Source organism: Streptomyces sp. WMMC940, from assembly GCF_027460265.1.
Classification (GTDB): Bacteria; Actinomycetota; Actinomycetes; order Streptomycetales; family Streptomycetaceae; genus Streptomyces.
This window is the reverse complement of sequence record NZ_JAPZBC010000001.1, coordinates 4899891-4915806: the sequence shown is the minus strand read 5'-3', so window position 1 is coordinate 4915806 and position 15916 is coordinate 4899891. Positions and strand designations below refer to the sequence as shown.

The 15916-nt window shown below is 72.7% G+C and carries 8 protein-coding genes; 4 read left to right on the top strand and 4 right to left on the bottom strand.

From position 1 onward, the window contains the following. Positions 1–104: 104 nt before the first annotated feature. From O7595_RS21670 to O7595_RS21655, 4 genes are all read right to left on the bottom strand, one after another. A complete protein-coding gene (locus O7595_RS21670; RefSeq protein WP_443071687.1) occupies positions 105–1079 on the bottom strand; it encodes a serine hydrolase in 975 nt (324 codons plus the stop codon). Between the two features lie 230 nt (positions 1080–1309). After that, positions 1310–2992, bottom strand: a complete 1683-nt coding sequence (locus O7595_RS21665) for a thiamine pyrophosphate-binding protein (RefSeq protein WP_269730305.1) — start codon at positions 2990–2992, stop codon at positions 1310–1312. Beyond that, complete coding sequence (gene speB / locus O7595_RS21660) at positions 2989–3960, bottom strand: agmatinase (protein WP_269730304.1); 972 nt, start codon at positions 3958–3960, stop codon at positions 2989–2991. The genes O7595_RS21665 and speB overlap by 4 nt, the downstream gene beginning before the upstream one ends. A 69-nt stretch (positions 3961–4029) precedes the next feature. Next, positions 4030–5508, bottom strand: a complete 1479-nt coding sequence (locus O7595_RS21655) for a sodium:solute symporter (protein WP_269730303.1) — start codon at positions 5506–5508, stop codon at positions 4030–4032. A 205-nt stretch (positions 5509–5713) separates the two neighbouring features. On the opposite strand from O7595_RS21655, the gene O7595_RS21650 reads away from it, so the two are divergent. The 4 genes from O7595_RS21650 (at position 5714) to O7595_RS21635 (ending at position 15908) form a co-directional block, all read left to right on the top strand. Beyond that, the gene (locus O7595_RS21650; RefSeq protein ID WP_269730302.1) at positions 5714–7273 is read left to right on the top strand and encodes a PucR family transcriptional regulator; all 1560 of its coding nucleotides are present in this window, start codon (positions 5714–5716) and stop codon (positions 7271–7273) included. A 474-nt stretch (positions 7274–7747) separates the two neighbouring features. Then, positions 7748–9094 (top strand): beta-ketoacyl synthase N-terminal-like domain-containing protein, encoded by a 1347-nt coding sequence (locus tag O7595_RS21645; RefSeq protein WP_269730301.1) that lies wholly within the window; start codon positions 7748–7750, stop codon positions 9092–9094. Positions 9095–9163: 69 nt separating this feature from the next. Further along, positions 9164–15589, top strand: a complete 6426-nt coding sequence (locus O7595_RS21640) for a type I polyketide synthase (protein WP_269730300.1) — start codon at positions 9164–9166, stop codon at positions 15587–15589. A gap of 109 nt (positions 15590–15698) precedes the next feature. Further along, a complete protein-coding gene (locus tag O7595_RS21635; protein ID WP_269730299.1) occupies positions 15699–15908 on the top strand; it encodes a DUF5988 family protein in 210 nt (69 codons plus the stop codon). The last annotated feature ends 8 nt before the right edge of the window (positions 15909–15916 follow it).

The following is a 15916-nucleotide window of genomic DNA, read 5'->3' as shown; positions in this document are numbered from 1 at the left end:
GTGCTCATGGGCCACGGGTTCATGAGCACGCGGCTCGACGGGCGTCCGCGCCCGCGTGGGTGCGGGCGCGGGCCCGTTCTCCCGCGTGGAGGGGGCCCGTCCCGCTACCGGAGCGCCGGGTTCGCGGACACCGCGTCCTGGGCCGCGCGTCCCGGGACAGCCGGTACCGACTCCTGCGGGGTGTCCGTCGGCACATAGCCGAGCCGTGCCGGAGCCGTCGGGTTGAGATCCCTGTGGACGGCGCGCGCGACGGCCTGGATGGTGGCGATGCCGTCGTTCATGGTCTTGTTGTCGTGGGTCAGCACGGTGAGCTGGTAGTTGTGCGCCGAGCCGGTGAAGGCCCCGATCGAGTGGACGCGCCAGCCCTGCGTGGCCCGCGGGAGCCAGCCGTTCTTGACGTGGATCTTCGCCGTGGAGGGGGCGCCGGCGGGTGTGCCCCAGCGCTGGTCCGGCACGACGGCGTGCATCAGCTGCAGCGCGTAACCGCGCGAGACGTCGGTGAGGACGGTGTTCCTGGCCGTCAGGATCGCGAGCAGTCTCTGTTGGTCACGGGCGGTGATCTGGGTGAGCCCCCAGTAGCCGTTGGCGCCGGGCACGGTCTTGGTCATGCCGGAGGCGGCGAGGAAGCCCTTGATCTTGGTCAGGCCGAGCTGGCGCCACAGGGCGCTGGTGGCGTCGTTGTCCGACTTGGTGATCATCGCCGTGGCGCGTGACTTCTCCGTGGCGGTGAGCTGCCGGCCTGTCTTCTGCGCGTCCCAGAGCAGGGTCGCGAGGACGGTCGTCTTGACGACGCTTGCGGAGTCGAACCTCTGGTCGGGGCGGAGCACGCAACTGGTCCTGGTGACCCGGTCGTTGACGAGCACCGCGGTCGTGGACGCACGTCCCTCGAGGGCGGCGGTGATGTCCTTGACGAGCTTCGCCGCGAGTCCGGCCTTCTGCGAGGTGCAGGCCACGGCGGGGGTGGCCGCGCCCGCCGTGCTCTGGGTGGCGCCGACGGTCACCGGCACGAGGACACCGAGAGCGGCTGCCGCGCAGAGGGCCCCACTTCTGCGGCGGCGGGGTACGGAGTGTCTCTTCACGACTCACATGACTCCGCAGCCTCCGAAAGGTTGTACGGGAGACGGCGGCTGCGGCCGGGGAAACGGACCGACGGAGGGACCTCGAGCACGGGAAGGCGACGGAAGAGACGCTGAAGGGGGCGCGAGTCCACCCCTGGGGTGGACCGGGTGCGCCGCCGCGCCCTCGAGTGCGAGCGGACGCGCGCCGCGTCGTCCCGTGCCCGCCCACGAGGAGCGCCCGGAGCGCCCTCCTACAGATGCGTCGGCGCGAACATCCTGAGCACCGCGGGCAGCACGACCACCGAGGGGCCGGGCTGCGCGAGGGCCTTGGCGAGGTCCTCGCGGAGCGACTGCGTGGTGGTGCGCACGGCCGGTACGCCGAAGGACTCGGCGAGCGCCACGAAGTCCGGGCGGGACAGTTCGGTCGCGGTGGCCTCGCCGAAGGCGTCCGTCATGTACTCGCGCAGGATGCCGTAGCCGCCGTCGTCGACGATCAGCCAGGTCACCGGCAGCTCGTACTGCTTCGCCGAGGCAAGCTCCGCGATCGAGTACATCGCGCCGCCGTCGCCGGAGACCGCGAGCACCGGCCTGGTGCGGTCCGCGGCGGCCGCGCCGAGGGCGGCCGGGAAGCCGTACCCGAGGCCGCCGGCCCCCTGCGCCGAGTGCATGGTGTTCGGCCGGCGGGCGTCGAAGGCGGACCAGGCCCAGTAGGCCAGGATCGTCATGTCCCAGAAGCTCGGGGAGTCGTCCGGCAGGGCCTCGCGGACCGCGGCGAGCACCTCCTGCTCCAGGGTCAGCTCCTGGCCGGCGATCCGCTCCCGGACCTTCGCCAGCAGCGCGGAGACCCGCTCGGCGGCCGACGGGTCACGGCGTTCCTCCACCGTCTCCAGCAGCGCGGTGAGCGCGATCCGGGCGTCGGCGTGGATCCCGAGCCCGGGGTGGTTGGACTCCAGCTTGCCGAGGTCGGCCTCGATCTGGACCACCCGGCCGCGCGGCGCGAACGTGTGGTAGTTCGAGGAGAGTTCACCGAGGCCGGAGCCGACGACGAGCAGGACGTCGGCGTCCTCCAGGAGGTCGGTGGTATGCCGGTCCTCCAGCCAGGACTGCATCGACAGCGGGTGCTCCCAGGGGAAGGCCCCCTTGCCGCCGAAGGTGGTCACGACGGGCGCGTCCAGCTTCTCGGCGAGCGCGAGCAGCTTGCCTGAGGCGTCGGAGCGTACGACACCGCCGCCCGCGATGATCGCGGGGCGTTCGGCGTTCTGGAGCAGGTGCGCGGCGACGGCGGTGAGTTCCGGGCGGGGCACGAGGTCGTGCGGGGTGGCGTCCAGGGACGTGACGACCGGCAGGGTCGTCCCGGCGAGCAGCACGTCCTGGGGGATCTCCACCCAGACCGGCCCGTGCGGGGCGGTCAGCGCGGACTCCCAGGCGGCGGCGATCGCCGAGGGGATCTGGGAGGCGGTACGCACCGTGTGCACGGACTTCACGACATCCCGGAAGGACGCCTTCTGGTCGCGCAGTTCGTGCAGATAGCCGTGCCGGCCGCCGCCGATGCCCGGGCTCGGCACCTGGCTGGAGATCGCGAGGACGGGTGCGCTGGCCGCGGCGGCCTCCTGGAGGGCGGCCAGCGAGGTGAGCGCGCCGGGTCCGGTGGAGAGCAGCAGCGGGGTGGCCTGCCCGGTGATCCGGCCGTGGGCGTCGGCGGCGAAGCCCGCGTTGTTCTCCACACGCAGTCCGACGTACTCCAGGTCGGAGCGGCGCAGCGCGTCGAACATGCCGAGGGCGTGCTGGCCGGGCAGTCCGAAGACCGTGGTGGCGCCCAGCCCGGCCAGGGCCTCGACGACGAGGTCCCCGCCGTTGCGGCCGGCCGGCGGGTTGAGCGCGGCGGCGACCTGCCGCGCCGTGGGGCGCAGCACGAGGTCGTGGTCGTGGGTCACTTGTCGTTCCTCGACGCGGCGATCTGGCGGGTCATGATCGTGGTGAGCTCGTACGCGGTGTGGGAGGCGGCGACCGAGGTGATCTCGGCATGGTCGTAGGCCGGGGCGACCTCGACGACGTCGGCGGAGACCAGGTTGCAGGAGGCGAGCCCGCGCAGGATCTCCAGCAGTTCGCGGGAGGTCATGCCGCCGGCCTCGGGGGTGCCGGTGCCGGGGGCGTGCGCCGGGTCGAGGCAGTCGATGTCGATGGAGATGTAGAGGGGGCGGTCGCCGATGCGCTGGCGCAGCTGGTCGGCGACCTCGTCGGCGCCGCGGCGGTAGACGTCGGAGGAGGTGACGATGCCGAAGCCCATCTTCTCGTCGTCGGTCAGGTCCTGCTTGCCGTAGAGCGGGCCGCGGATGCCGACGTGGGAGAGGGCCTCGGTGTCGAGGATGCCCTCCTCGACGGCGCGGCGGAACGGGGTGCCGTGGGTGTATTCGGCGCCGAAGTAGGTGTCCCAGGTGTCCAGGTGGGCGTCGAAGTGCAGCAGCGCCACGGGGCCGTGCTTCTTGGCGACCGAGCGCAGCAGCGGCAGCGCGATGGTGTGGTCGCCGCCGAGGGTCATCATGCGGGCGCCGGTGCCGAGGAGGTCGTCGGCGGCGGCCTCGATGGTCTCGACGGCCTCGTTGATGTTGAACGGGTTGGCGGCGATGTCGCCCGCGTCCGCCACCTGGGCGAGCGCGAAGGGCGAGGCGTCCTGGGCCGGGTTGTACGGCCGCAGGAGCCTCGACGCCTCGCGGATCGCGTTGCCGCCGAAGCGCGCGCCGGGTCGGTAGGACACCCCGGCGTCGAAGGGCACGCCGACGACGGCGACATCGGTGCTGCCGACCTCGTCGAGCCGGGGCAGCCGGGCGAACGTCGCGGGTCCGGCGTACCGCGGGATGCGGGACGAGTCGATGGGGCCGCGCGGCGTCTCGTTGCTGCTCATGACCATGCCTCTTCTTCCTGCGCTTTTCTGCTTATCCGTCGGTTTGCAGTCGTTTGACTGTAACCGGGTTCACGGGGTGGCCGGGACCGACTCCGGTGCGGTCCGCTGCTCGGCCTCGGGGTCGCGGCCCGCGAGGCGCTCGCGCCAGTTGGCCAGGACCGCCTCGTCGGTGGGCCTGGTCGCCAGCGAGACGACGACGTACGTCACGAGGGAGGCGAGCAGGCCGTAGTAGATGGGCTCGTTGGCGAGGATGCCGAACTTCCCCATCAGGGCGATGACGGCCAGTCCGCCGACGACGACGGAGGAGAGGGCGCCGTGGACCGTGCCGCGCTTCCACAGCAGTCCGCCGAGGATCGGCACCAGCAGTCCGCCGACGAGCAGGTTGTAGGCGACCGTCAGGGCCTCGACCACGTTGTTGAGGGCGATGGCGATACCGATCACGGCGACGCCCATCACCAGGATGAACATCCGGTTGCCCTTGACCTCGTCGTGCGGTTCGCCGTCCGCCCGCCGCGTGACGGCACCTCGCAGACGCCGCCAGATGTCGTTGTTGGCGACGGTCGCGCAGGCGATCAGGGCGCCGGAGGAGGTGGACATCACGGCGGCGAGGGCGGCGGCCAGGACCAGTCCGCGCACGCCCAGCGGGAGTTCGTCCTTGACGATCGTGGCAAAGGCGTCGTCGGCGTTGGCGAGGTTCGGGTAGAGCACCTTGGCCGCGGTGCCGATGACGGCGCCGGCGAGGGCGTAGGCGAGACAGTACGTGCCGGCGACCGTGCCGCCCCAGCGGGCGACCTTGTCGTCGCGGGCGGTGAAGACGCGCTGCCAGATGTCCTGGCCGATGAGCATGCCGAACGTGTAGATGAGCACGTAGGTGAAGATCGTCTCGCCACCGATGCCGAACGGGGCGAAGTACTCGGTGGGCAGCTGGGCCTTCATCTCGGCGAAGCCGCCGGCCTTGACGACGGCGACGGGCAGCAGCAGGAGCAGCACGCCGATCGTCTTCACGACGAACTGCACCATGTCGGTGAGGGTGATCGACCACATGCCGCCGAGCGTGGAGTAGGCGACGACGATCGAGCCGCCGAGGACGATCGCGACGGTCCGGTTCATGTCGAAGAGGACGTCGAAGATCGTGGCGTAGGCGATGGTCGAGGTGACCGCGAGCATCAGCGTGTAGGCCCACATGACCACACCGGTGATGAGTCCGGCCCGGCCGCCGTAGCGCAGGTCGAGCATCTCGGAGACGGTGTAGACCTTCAGCCGGGCGATACGGGCGGAGAAGAAGATCGACAGGGCCAGGAGCCCGAGGCCGATGGTGAAGACCATCCAGGCGCCGGAGAGGCCGTACTTGTAACCGAGGCCCACGCCGCCGATGGTGGACGCGCCGCCGAGGACGATCGCGGCCATGGTGCCGGAGTACATCGAGGGTCCGAGTCGGCGGCCGGCCACCAGGAACTCGCTCTTGGACCTGGCGCGGCGCATCCCCCACCAGCCCATGGCCAGCATGCCGGCCAGATAGACGACGATCACTGCGTAGTCGACGGCCATGGGGCCCTCCTTCGCTCTCACCTCGGTGGCGTGTCGTGCAGAAGTGCAGGTCGTGCAGAAGTGCACGGAGACGCAGCGGCTGCTCCGCGGGGACATCCGCCCGTACCCGCGGCCGCTGGACGACTCGACGATAGGTGGCCGAAAAGCGACGATGAAGTGTACGTTTCCTCCATTCTCGAAGACGATCAGGGATGGAACGTCCACCATGCCGGACCCCACCGCCCCCCAGGCCGCCCCTTCAGCCCCGCCGACCCCGCCCGTACCACTGGCCGCACTGCTGGCCCGGGAGGAGCTCGGGCTACGGCTCGTCGCGGGCGCCCCCGAGCCGGATGGCGCGGACAGCGTCCGCATCCAGTGGGTGCACACCTCGGAGATGGCCGACCCGTACCCCTACCTCCTGGGCGGTGAGCTGCTGTTGACGGCCGGGGTCCTGCTGGAGGACCCGGAGATGTACGCGGCGCGGGTCGTCGAGGCGGGTGGCGCGGCGATCGGCTTCGGGGTGGCTCCGGTGTACGACACCGTCCCGGAGGCGCTGGTCGCGGCGTGCGAGCGCCACCGGCTACCGCTGCTCGAGGTGCCGCCGCAGACCCCGTTCACCGCGATCGCCCGCGCCGTCTGGGGCCTGATGGCGCAGGCCCGGCTCCGGGAGGTGCGCCGGGTGAGCGAGGCCCAGCAGGGTCTCGCCGGCGCGGCGGCCCGCCCCGACCCGGTGCCGGCGGTGCTGCAGCAGCTGGCCTCCCGCCTCGGCGGCTGGGCGGTGCTGCTGGCGCCGGACGGCTCGGCCCTGCACGTGGCCGGACGGGCACCGACCCGGGAGGCACGCGAGGCCCTGGGGCGGCTGGCGCGGGTGGTGAGCCCGGAACCCGAGGACCAGGAGCCCGCCGAGGAAGCGGCCACTCCCCCGGCCGTCCGGGCTGCCGCCGCCCGGACGGAACCCGGCACGCCGGGCGCCGCGCGCCGGGCACCCTCGTCGGCGACCGACACCGTCGGCGAGACGCACCTCGCGGCCTACGCGCTCGGCGGCGGTGAGGGCCTGGTCCTCGGAGTCGCCGCCGAGGGGCGCGAACCGGGCGGGCACACCGTCGCCGGGGTCGCCGTCGTCCTGCTGTCCCTGCTCACCGCGCCGCACCGGGGAGCCGACGCGAGCGGGCGGACCACCGCACTGGTGAGGCTGCTGCTCGGCGGCACGCCCGCGGAGGTCGCCCGGGACCTCGGACCCGGCCCCTGGACGGTGGTGCACGGGACACGGCCGGGGCAGCCGGACCGGATCGCCGCCTCGGCCCTCGGCGCGGCTCTGGGCAGCACACTGGTGGACACGGACGGGGAGACCGTACGGGTCCTGCTCTCCGGTGACCGGCGCGTCGAGGCGCAGCCGGGCTGGACCCTGGGCGTGAGCGCCCCGGCCACGGCGGAGGAGCTGGGCACCGCCGACACCGCGGCCGCCCGCGCCCTGCGCCGCGCGGAGGCCAACCGCGTCCCGCTCGCCCGCCAGCGCGAGGCGGGCCTCGGCGAGCTGGTCGCGCCCGACGAGGCGGCCGTCCACGCGCGCACCCTGCTCGCGCCGGTCGCCGGCTCCCCCGCACTCACCGAGACACTGCGGGTCTGGCTCTCCCTCCACGGCAGTTGGGACCGTACGGCGGTGGCCCTCGGGGTCCACCGCAACACCGTCCGCCAGCGCATCGCGCGGTGCGGCTCGCTGCTGGGCGCGGACCTGGACGACGCGGACGTACGAATGGAGCTGTGGTTCGCGTTGCGGTACAGCTGACTTCGTCACGGCCGGAGGAAGGCCGAGGCAGGACCGGGAGAAGGCCGAGGGAAGGCCGAGGGGAAGCTGAAGGAAGCCGAACAAAAAATCCTTATGATCTGCTTATCGGATTTATCTGACATCGTTGTCTGATTTACCCCTGGGCATACGCCGGTGGAATATAGGCGCACGAACTCCGGTATCCCGCGCTTCGAGCGCCGGGATACCGAAGGGTGGGTAACTCACCGTTACACCCCTACCCTGAATGTGGCTCCATCAGGGAGAACCGCCGGGCGGTTCCCAAAGATCGTCATGGCACGGATCGGCTGCCCCGAATATCACGCCCCGACGCAATCGACCGCTGATTCGAGCGCGCCTCGGGCTGATTGCCGATCCGGCTCAACCCCCTGAATGACCTTCTCGATCACGTCCCGGCCCAGCTCTGCAGCGGCGTGGATTCACCGTGCCGCCCCTCGATCCATCCGGAGGTGCGCCATGAGCGGTCGGGCGACGGCAGCGCGGGAATTCCCGGGAGACCGGGAGACCGTCGTCACCGGAATGGGATTCTGCCTGCCGGGAGACGAGCATCCCGTTTTCACCGCGCACGAGGTGTGGGACGTCGCCGCCCACGGTCGGACCTGCCTCCTGCACGACGGTGTCCACCACGGTCCGGTACGCCTTTCCGAAGCGGCGTTCCAGGAGCGCTTTCCCGAGCTCCCCGGGGTCTTCTCCCGCCATTTCACCTCCGCGCACCGATTCGGCCTGGTGTCGCTGGCCGAGGCCGCTCTGGACGCCGGACTGGACCTGGATGCGGGCGACTTGGCCGGGGCCGCGATTCTGGCCGGCCGGGGAGGGGTGGACGCCCAGGTCGCCAGCTATCAGGCGGTCATGCAGGCCGACCCCGCGGTGATCGGCCCGCTGGGCGCGATGGACCTGTTCATCGGGACGGAGCTCGCGGTCACCCCCTCCGACGTCGCCTTGGTGCAGAGTGCGGTGACCCGCTCCACCGGACCGTGCTACACCGTCTCCTGCGGGTGCGCGTCCTCCGCGGTACAACTCGGTCACGCGCGCGGCATGATCGCCGCCGGCGTGGTGGACCTCGCGGTGGTGACCGGCGTCGATGTCTTCGACGTGGAGCTGGTCCGCAACGCCCAGGTCCTCCTGCGCATCGCCCAGGAGGCCGACGCCTCCCGGCGGGCGGCCGGCAAGCCCGCCCTCCTGCCCTCCTTCGACCGTCTGATGCGCCCGTACGACCGTCGCGCGGACTGCGTGAACTACGGCGAGGGTTCGGCGACACTCGTCCTGGAGAGCCGCGAGCACGCCGAGCGGCGGGGGGCGCACGCATACGGCCGGATCCTGAGCCAGGCCACGACACGCGACGGACTGGCCAATCCGCTGACGAGCGACGAGAGCGGCTCGGGTCTGGTGGCCGCCGTCCGCGCCTGTCTGGGGGACCGCTGGTCGATCGAGCAGATCCCCTACGTCCACGGTGGCAGCGACGGCGACGCCCTCGTCACGGCCTTCGAGGTGAACGCCGTCCGGCAGTTGTACGGGCCGGCCGCGGCGGACCTGCTGATGACCTCCCAGGAAGGCTGCTTCGGACACAACGGTGCCCCCGCCGGCTGCCTCGGCGCGGCGCTGACCCTCCTGATGATGGAACGCGGCCAGGTCTGCCCCACCGCCAACTGCGAGGAACCGGCCGAGGGTCTGGTGTTCGACCCCGTGCCCGGCACGAGCACGCGCCCCCTCGCCTTCGAGTACGCACTGAACTTCACGTATCAGATCGGCGGTGTGAAGAGCGCCATGCTGCTCGGACGTGCCGAGGCCCCCTCGTCGCACTGAGCACCAGGCGCCACCACTCCCGTCGCACGTCAATCCGAACCCGTCACCGACGGGACCAGGGAGGCCCACATGGTCGAGCACAGGCACGCCGGCAACGGAGGGTACGAGCGGATCGCCGTCGTCGGACTGGGGTGCCGGCTTCCCGGCGACGCCGATTCCCCGGCCGCCTTGTGGCGGCTGCTGACCGACGGACGGGACGCCGTCGGAGCGCCCTCCGCCGCACGCGCACGGCAGCGGGGACCGGAACGCCTCCCGGCCGGCGTCGACTCCGCGGGACCGGTTGCCCGGCAGGCGGGCTACCTCCGCGACGTGGCCGGCTTCGACGCCGGCTTCTTCGGCGTCTCCGGCCGCGAGGCCGATGTGCTGGACCCCCAGCACCGCCTCCTGCTCGAGGTGTCCAGCGAGGCACTGGAACACGCCGGGCTGCCGCCCGAGCAGCTCGCCGGGAGCACCACGGGCGTCTACGTGGGCATCAGCTACAACGAGTTCTACGAGGGTCTGGCCGGTCAGCCCCTGGAAGTCGAGGGCTCCCTCCTGACCAACGGCCACTGCGTCGCGGCGGGCCGCATCTCCTACCTCATGGGACTGCACGGACCGAGCATCGCCCTCGACACCGCCTGCTCCTCCTCACTCGTGGCACTGCACCTCGCCTGTCGGGCACTGGCGGAGGGCGAGTGCCGGCTCGCTCTCGCCGGAGGCGTCAACCTCCTGCTCGGCTCCCGCACGACGAGGTCCTTCGCGCGGATGGGCATGCTCTCGGCGACCGGCCGCTGCCACACCTTCGACGCCGCCGCCGACGGTTTCGTGCGCGGCGAGGGGTGCGGAGTCGTCGTTCTCAAGCGCCTGGAGGACGCCCGGCGGGACGAGGACCGAATACTGGCGGTGATACGCGGCTCGGCCGTGAACCAGGACGGCAACTCCGACGGGCTGGCCGCGCCTTCCGCGGACGCCCAGGCCGTCCTGTTCCGCCGGACCCTGGAACGCGCCGGTGTCGACCCCCGGGACCTCGGGATGGTCGAGACCCACGGGACAGGCACGCCGGTGGGCGATCCGATCGAGTTCTCCAGCCTGTCCCGTGTCTACGGCACGGGGCGCGGCAGGTGCGCCCTCGGATCCGTGAAGACCAACGTGGGGCACCTGGAGCCGGCGTCCGGCATCGTCGGCCTCATCAAGGCCGTCCTGTGCCTCCGGCACGGAGCGGTGCCGCCCAACCTGCACTTCACCAGGTGGAATCCCGCGGTCTCAGCCGAGGGCACACGCTTCTTCGTTCCCACGGCGCCGACGAACTGGCCCGTCGGCGGCTCCCGGCTCGCCGCGGTCTCCTCCTTCGGATACTCCGGCACCAACGCCCATGTCGTACTCGAGCAGGCCCCGGAGCCCGGCCCTCGACGCTCTCGCGCCCCGCGTCGTCCCGGGGCACCGGCTGCAGACGTCTTCCTCGTGCCCGCCGGGTCACCCGGGGTCCTCCCCTCGGCGGCGCAACGGCTCGCCGACTGGGTCGAGCAGGCCGCGGGGGACGTACCGCTGGGCGACATCGCTCACACCCTCGCGCTGAGGCGGTCCGCCGGACGCGGCCGTCTCGGCGTGGTGGCCTCCTCGCACGACGCCCTGGTCCGCTCCCTGAGGAGCTTCGCAGCCGGTCATGCCCAGCCCCACGTGGTGACGGGAACCGCCCCCGCCCGGGTCTCCCGCCGACCGGTGTGGGTGTTCTCCGGGCACGGCTCGCAGTGGTCCGCGATGGGGCGTGGGCTGCTGGAGCGGGAACCGGCCTTCGCCGCAGCGCTGGCGGAGGCGGACGCGCTGATCGCGGCCGAGGCGGGTTTCTCGGTCCTCGACGCGGTGTCGGGGAGCGCGACGGCCACCGGCCCGGCGCAGGTGCAGCCCCTGCTCTTCGCCATGCAGACGTCGCTCGCCGCCCTCTGGCGGGCGTACGGGGTCGAGCCAGCGGCCGTCGTGGGCCACTCCATGGGAGAGGTGGCGGCCGCGGTGGCGGCCGGAGGACTCACCCTCGCGGACGGGGTGAAGGTCGTGTGCCGTCGTTCCTCGCTGCTGGCGCGCATCGCGGGCTCCGGCGCCATGGCGACGGTGAGCCTGGACCCGCGGTCGGTCCAGCGGGAACTGCACCGGGCAGGGGTGAGCGGGGCGGTCTGCGTGGCCGTCCTCGGGGCTCCCCGGTCCACGGTCGTCGCCGGCGGCCCGCGCGAGATCGCGGAGCTGGTCGCCGCCTGGGAAGCACGGGGCGTTCCCGCCCATGTCGTCGCCGTGGACGTGGCATCGCACTCCCCCCAGGTGGACCCGCTGCTCCCCGACCTCTGGAGGTCGCTGCGCGGTCTGACGCCGCAGCGGCCCCGCGTCCCCTTCTACTCGACGGTCCACAAGGACCACCGCCGCGCGCCGGCGTTCGACGCCGCCTACTGGTGCGCGAACCTGCGTCGCCCGGTGCAGTTCGCCTCCGCCATCGCCGCGGCCGGCGCCGACCGGCACCGCGTCTACGTCGAGGTGTCCCCCCACCCCGTCGTCACCCGCTCGGTCACCGAGAGCCTGCCGGGCAGCCTGCTCGACCCCGTCGTCCTGCCCACCCTCCGGCGGGACGAGGACGAGACGGCCACCTTCCGCACCCAGCTCGCCGCCCTGCACTGCACCGGCGTCAAGGTCGACTGGTCCGTCCTCTACGCGGGGGGCGACCTCTGCGACGCGCCGGGCCTCACCTTCGACCGGCAACCCCACTGGGTGCACGACCCGGCCGCGGCAGGTACCTCCGCGACCACCACTGCGGCCTCCCCGGTGGCGGCAGCGCTGCCCGGCACCCACTCCGAGGTCCCCGGAGAGAGCGTCCACCACTTCTGGCAGGCGGACGCGGGCACCGAAGCCGTCCCCTGGCTGACCGACCACAAGGTCCGCGGAAATCCCGTCTTCCCCGGCGCCGGTTACTGCGCCATCGCCGCGACGGCGGCCTGCGAGATGTTCGACGCACCAGAGCCGGACGTCCACGTCACCGGCATCCGCTTCCTGGAACTGCTGCGGCTCGACCCGCACACCGAGCTGGTCACCAGCGCGACGGCGACCGGAACGGGCCGCGCGCGCTGCGAGATCCACGCACGTGGTGAGGAGGGCACCTGGACGCTCCTTGCCACCGCCGAGCTGCACCGCCCCGGCCCCACACCACCACCCCGGGTTCCGCCGCTCACGAAGCTGCCCGAACAGCATCCCGTCGTGATCGACCCCGCCTCCCTCTACACGGGTATGCGGGCCCGGGGCATCGAGCACGGGCCCGCCTTCACCGGCATCACGAGCCTCAGGACATCGGCCGACGGCAGGAGCAGCTGGGCCCGCGTCGCCGTGCCCACGCCCGCGACACGCACGCCGCACCGACTGCGCGTCCACCCCGTTCTCGTCGACTGCTGCGCCCAGACCCTTGTGGCCGGACTGCTCCAGGACCGCGATCCGGGACTCGCCCTCCCCGTGGGGGCAGAGTCGCTGCGCATCCTCGACGACCCGGCGACAGCCGTCTACTGCCTCGGCCGCGTCACGCAGGACGACGACAACGGTGTCACCGGAGACCTCCACCTTCTCGACCAGGCGGGCCGGCCCGTAGTGGCGGTCGAGGGGTTACGGCTCTTACGCCACCGGCCGCCCGGGACGGGGGAGACGGGACGTGTCGACCACTGGTTCCTGGAGCCCCGGTGGCACGCCGCTCCCCGAACGGAGGCGGTCACGGCCTCCCCCGCGCCGGGGAACTGGCTCGTCGTCGGAGAAGGCGACGGCTCCGCATCGGAGCTGGCCGACCGGCTCCGCACCGCGGGGGCGAGGGCCCGCGTGTTCGACGTCCCGCCCGGCGACGGGAGTCTCGGCGACGGGGGTGACGGCGGTGACGTCGGTGACGGCGTCCTCGGGCCCTTCAGCCACGCGCTGTCCGGGGCATGGGCCGAGACGCCGACCGGGCGTGCGGCGGAACCCGACGCCGTGGTGGTGCTCTGCCCACCCCTCGCCGACAGCCCGGAACCCGCCGTGCAGGGGCTGCTCCGCACGCGCCGGCTCCTCGGCACGGTCCAGGCGGTGCTGGCCGACCTCACGGGCCCGCCGCGGCTGTTCGTCGTCACCCGCGGGGCCCAGACCGTGCGGGCCGCGGAGTCGGGCGACCCCGCGCAGTGCGCCCTTCGCGGGGTGGTACGCGTGCTCGCCTACGAACACCCGGAGTTGCGCGCGACCCATCTCGACGCCGATCCGGGGGACACCACACTGCACGACGTGGCGGCCGAACTGCTCGAAGCGGGCCCGGAGGACGAGGTCGCCCTGCGCAGCGGCTGCCGCCACGTCGCCCGGCTGGAGTACGCACCGCTCACCGAGGCCGAACGCACCCTGGCGACCACGCGGACCGTCCGCTACGGCACGGACCGCTTCCGCCTGCGCGTCGGCCGCTTCGGCGACCTGGACGGCCTCGAACTGGCCGCCGGGGGCAGGACGCCTCCACGAGCCGGGGAGGTGGAGGTGAGGGTCGCGGCCGCAGCCGTCAACTTCCGCGACGTCCTGACGGCGATGGGGCTGCTGGCCGTCGACGACGAGGCGAGGAACCGCATCGGCTTCGAATGCGCGGGGACGGTCACCGCGGTGGGGCCGGACGTGCGAACCGTCCGCCCCGGCGACGAGGTCCTCGCCGTCGATCTCCGGGGCGGCGCCTTCGGTTCCTTCGTCACCGTGCCCGAACAATCGATCGCCCCCGTGCCGGCCGGACTCGGCCCGACCGCCGCGGCGGCGCTGCCTGCCGCCTACGCCACCGCCTGGTACGCGCTGCGCCGCGTCGCCGGGCTCACCGCGGGCGAACGGGTCCTCATCCACTCCGCGACCGGCGGAACCGGATTGGCGGCCGTCGCCGTCGCCCGTATGACGGGCGCCGAGATCCTGGCCACGGCGGGCTCGCCCGAGAAGCGCGCGCATCTGCGCGACATGGGGATCGAACACGTCATGGACTCCCGATCGACCGGCTTCGGCACGGAGACGCGCGCGGCGACCGGCGGCGAAGGCGTGGACGTCGTCCTGAACTCGCTGTCGGGGCCGGGGATCCGCGCGGGACTCGAAGCCCTGCGGCCCTTCGGCCGGTTCGTCGAGCTCGGTGTGCGGGACATCCTCGCCGACGCCCCCGTCGGGCTCGGTCCGTTCCGCAACAACATCACCCTCAGCACCGTCGACCTCATCCAGCTGCAGCGTGAGAGGCCCGAGGTGTTCGCCGCCGTGGTCCGCGAGGTGCTCGCCGAGATCTCCTCGGGACGGCTCGCCCCCCTGCCCCACCGGACGTATCCCCTGCACCGGTCCACGGAGGCGTTCCGCCTGATGGCCGGTGCCGGCCACATCGGCAAGATCGTCCTGACCGTCCCGGAGCGGGGCGAGACCCTCGCACGCACCGACCGGGAGCCGTCCCCGGTCCGCTCCGACGGCTCCTACGTCGTCACCGGAGGGCTGCGGGGTGTGGGCCTGGAGACGGCCCGCTGGCTCGCGGCGCAGGGCGCCGGCCACGTGGTCCTCAACGGCCGCTCGGCGGGGCCGCGATCCACCTCGGCGGTCCTGGACGAGCTGCGGGCAGCCGGCACACGGATCACCACCGTCCTCGGCGACATCGCCGAGCCGGGTACGGCCGAACGCCTCGTGGCCGCCGCCACCGAGGGCGGACTGCCGTTGCGGGGCCTGGTGCACGCCGCGATGGTGCTCGACGACGCCGTGATCACCAACATCTCCGACGACCAGCTGACGGCGGTCTGGCGCCCCAAGGCGGTGGGAGCGTGGCGGCTGCACGAAGCCACCGCCGGTCACACCCCCGACTGGTTCGTCGTCTACTCGTCGATGGCGTCCCTGCTGGGCAACCCGGGGCAGGGGGCATACGCCGCCGCCAATTCCTGGCTCGACGGGTTCGCCGCCTGGCGCACCGGACGCGGCCTGCCGACGCTGGCCGTCAACTGGGGCCCTTGGGGTGAGACGGGAGCCGCGGTCGACTTCGCCGACCGCGGTTACCGGACCATCCCCACGCAGAACGGGCTCCAGGCGCTCGGCACCCTGCTCGTGCACCGACGCACCCGGACCGGCGTCATCCCCGGTGAGCCCGGTACCTGGATCCTCCCGGCGGTCCTGCGGTCCTCGCTGTTCGGCCTGCTCACCGAGGACCGGGCCGCGCAGGCCGAGCCGGGGACCGCCCCCGACATCCGCGGCAGGCTCGCCTCGCTCCCCCCGGGACTCGCCCGCCGCGCCGAGTTGGAGGAGTACCTCGCCGGCCACATACGCGCGGTGCTCCGGCTCGGCGAGGGCGCCGTCCTCGACCCCCAGACCCCTCTCAAGTCCCTCGGATTCGACTCGCTGCTCTCGCTGGAGCTGCGGACCCGCCTCGAAGCGGGACTCGGCATCAAGATCGCCGGCAACTTCGTCTACCAGCACCCGACACTCGCGGCCCTCGCCGTGGGACTGGCCGGCCACATGGGCCTCACGCTCGAGGACCACGCGGAGTCCTGAGCCGTGAGGAGGGGCGGGTCCGGCCCGCCGGGGCTCGCACACGCAACCCGGCACCGCTCCCTCCCCTCCTCAGCCCAACCCACCCGTGCAAGGCCGACGGAGACGAACCATGAGCCCCTCGAACCTCGTGCTCCTCGAAGGCGGTCCCGACGACCTGCCCCAGGTCTGGCCCCTGCCCTCCGGCGGGTGCTCGGAGCCGATCAAGATCCCGCGCCACAACGCCTACGAGCACTTCGAGTTCGCGCAGCGCCACCGCACCCTGCACGGCGAACGCCTGCCGGTCTACCGCTGGGTCTACCGCACGTACATCGCGGAGTGACCGCCGGC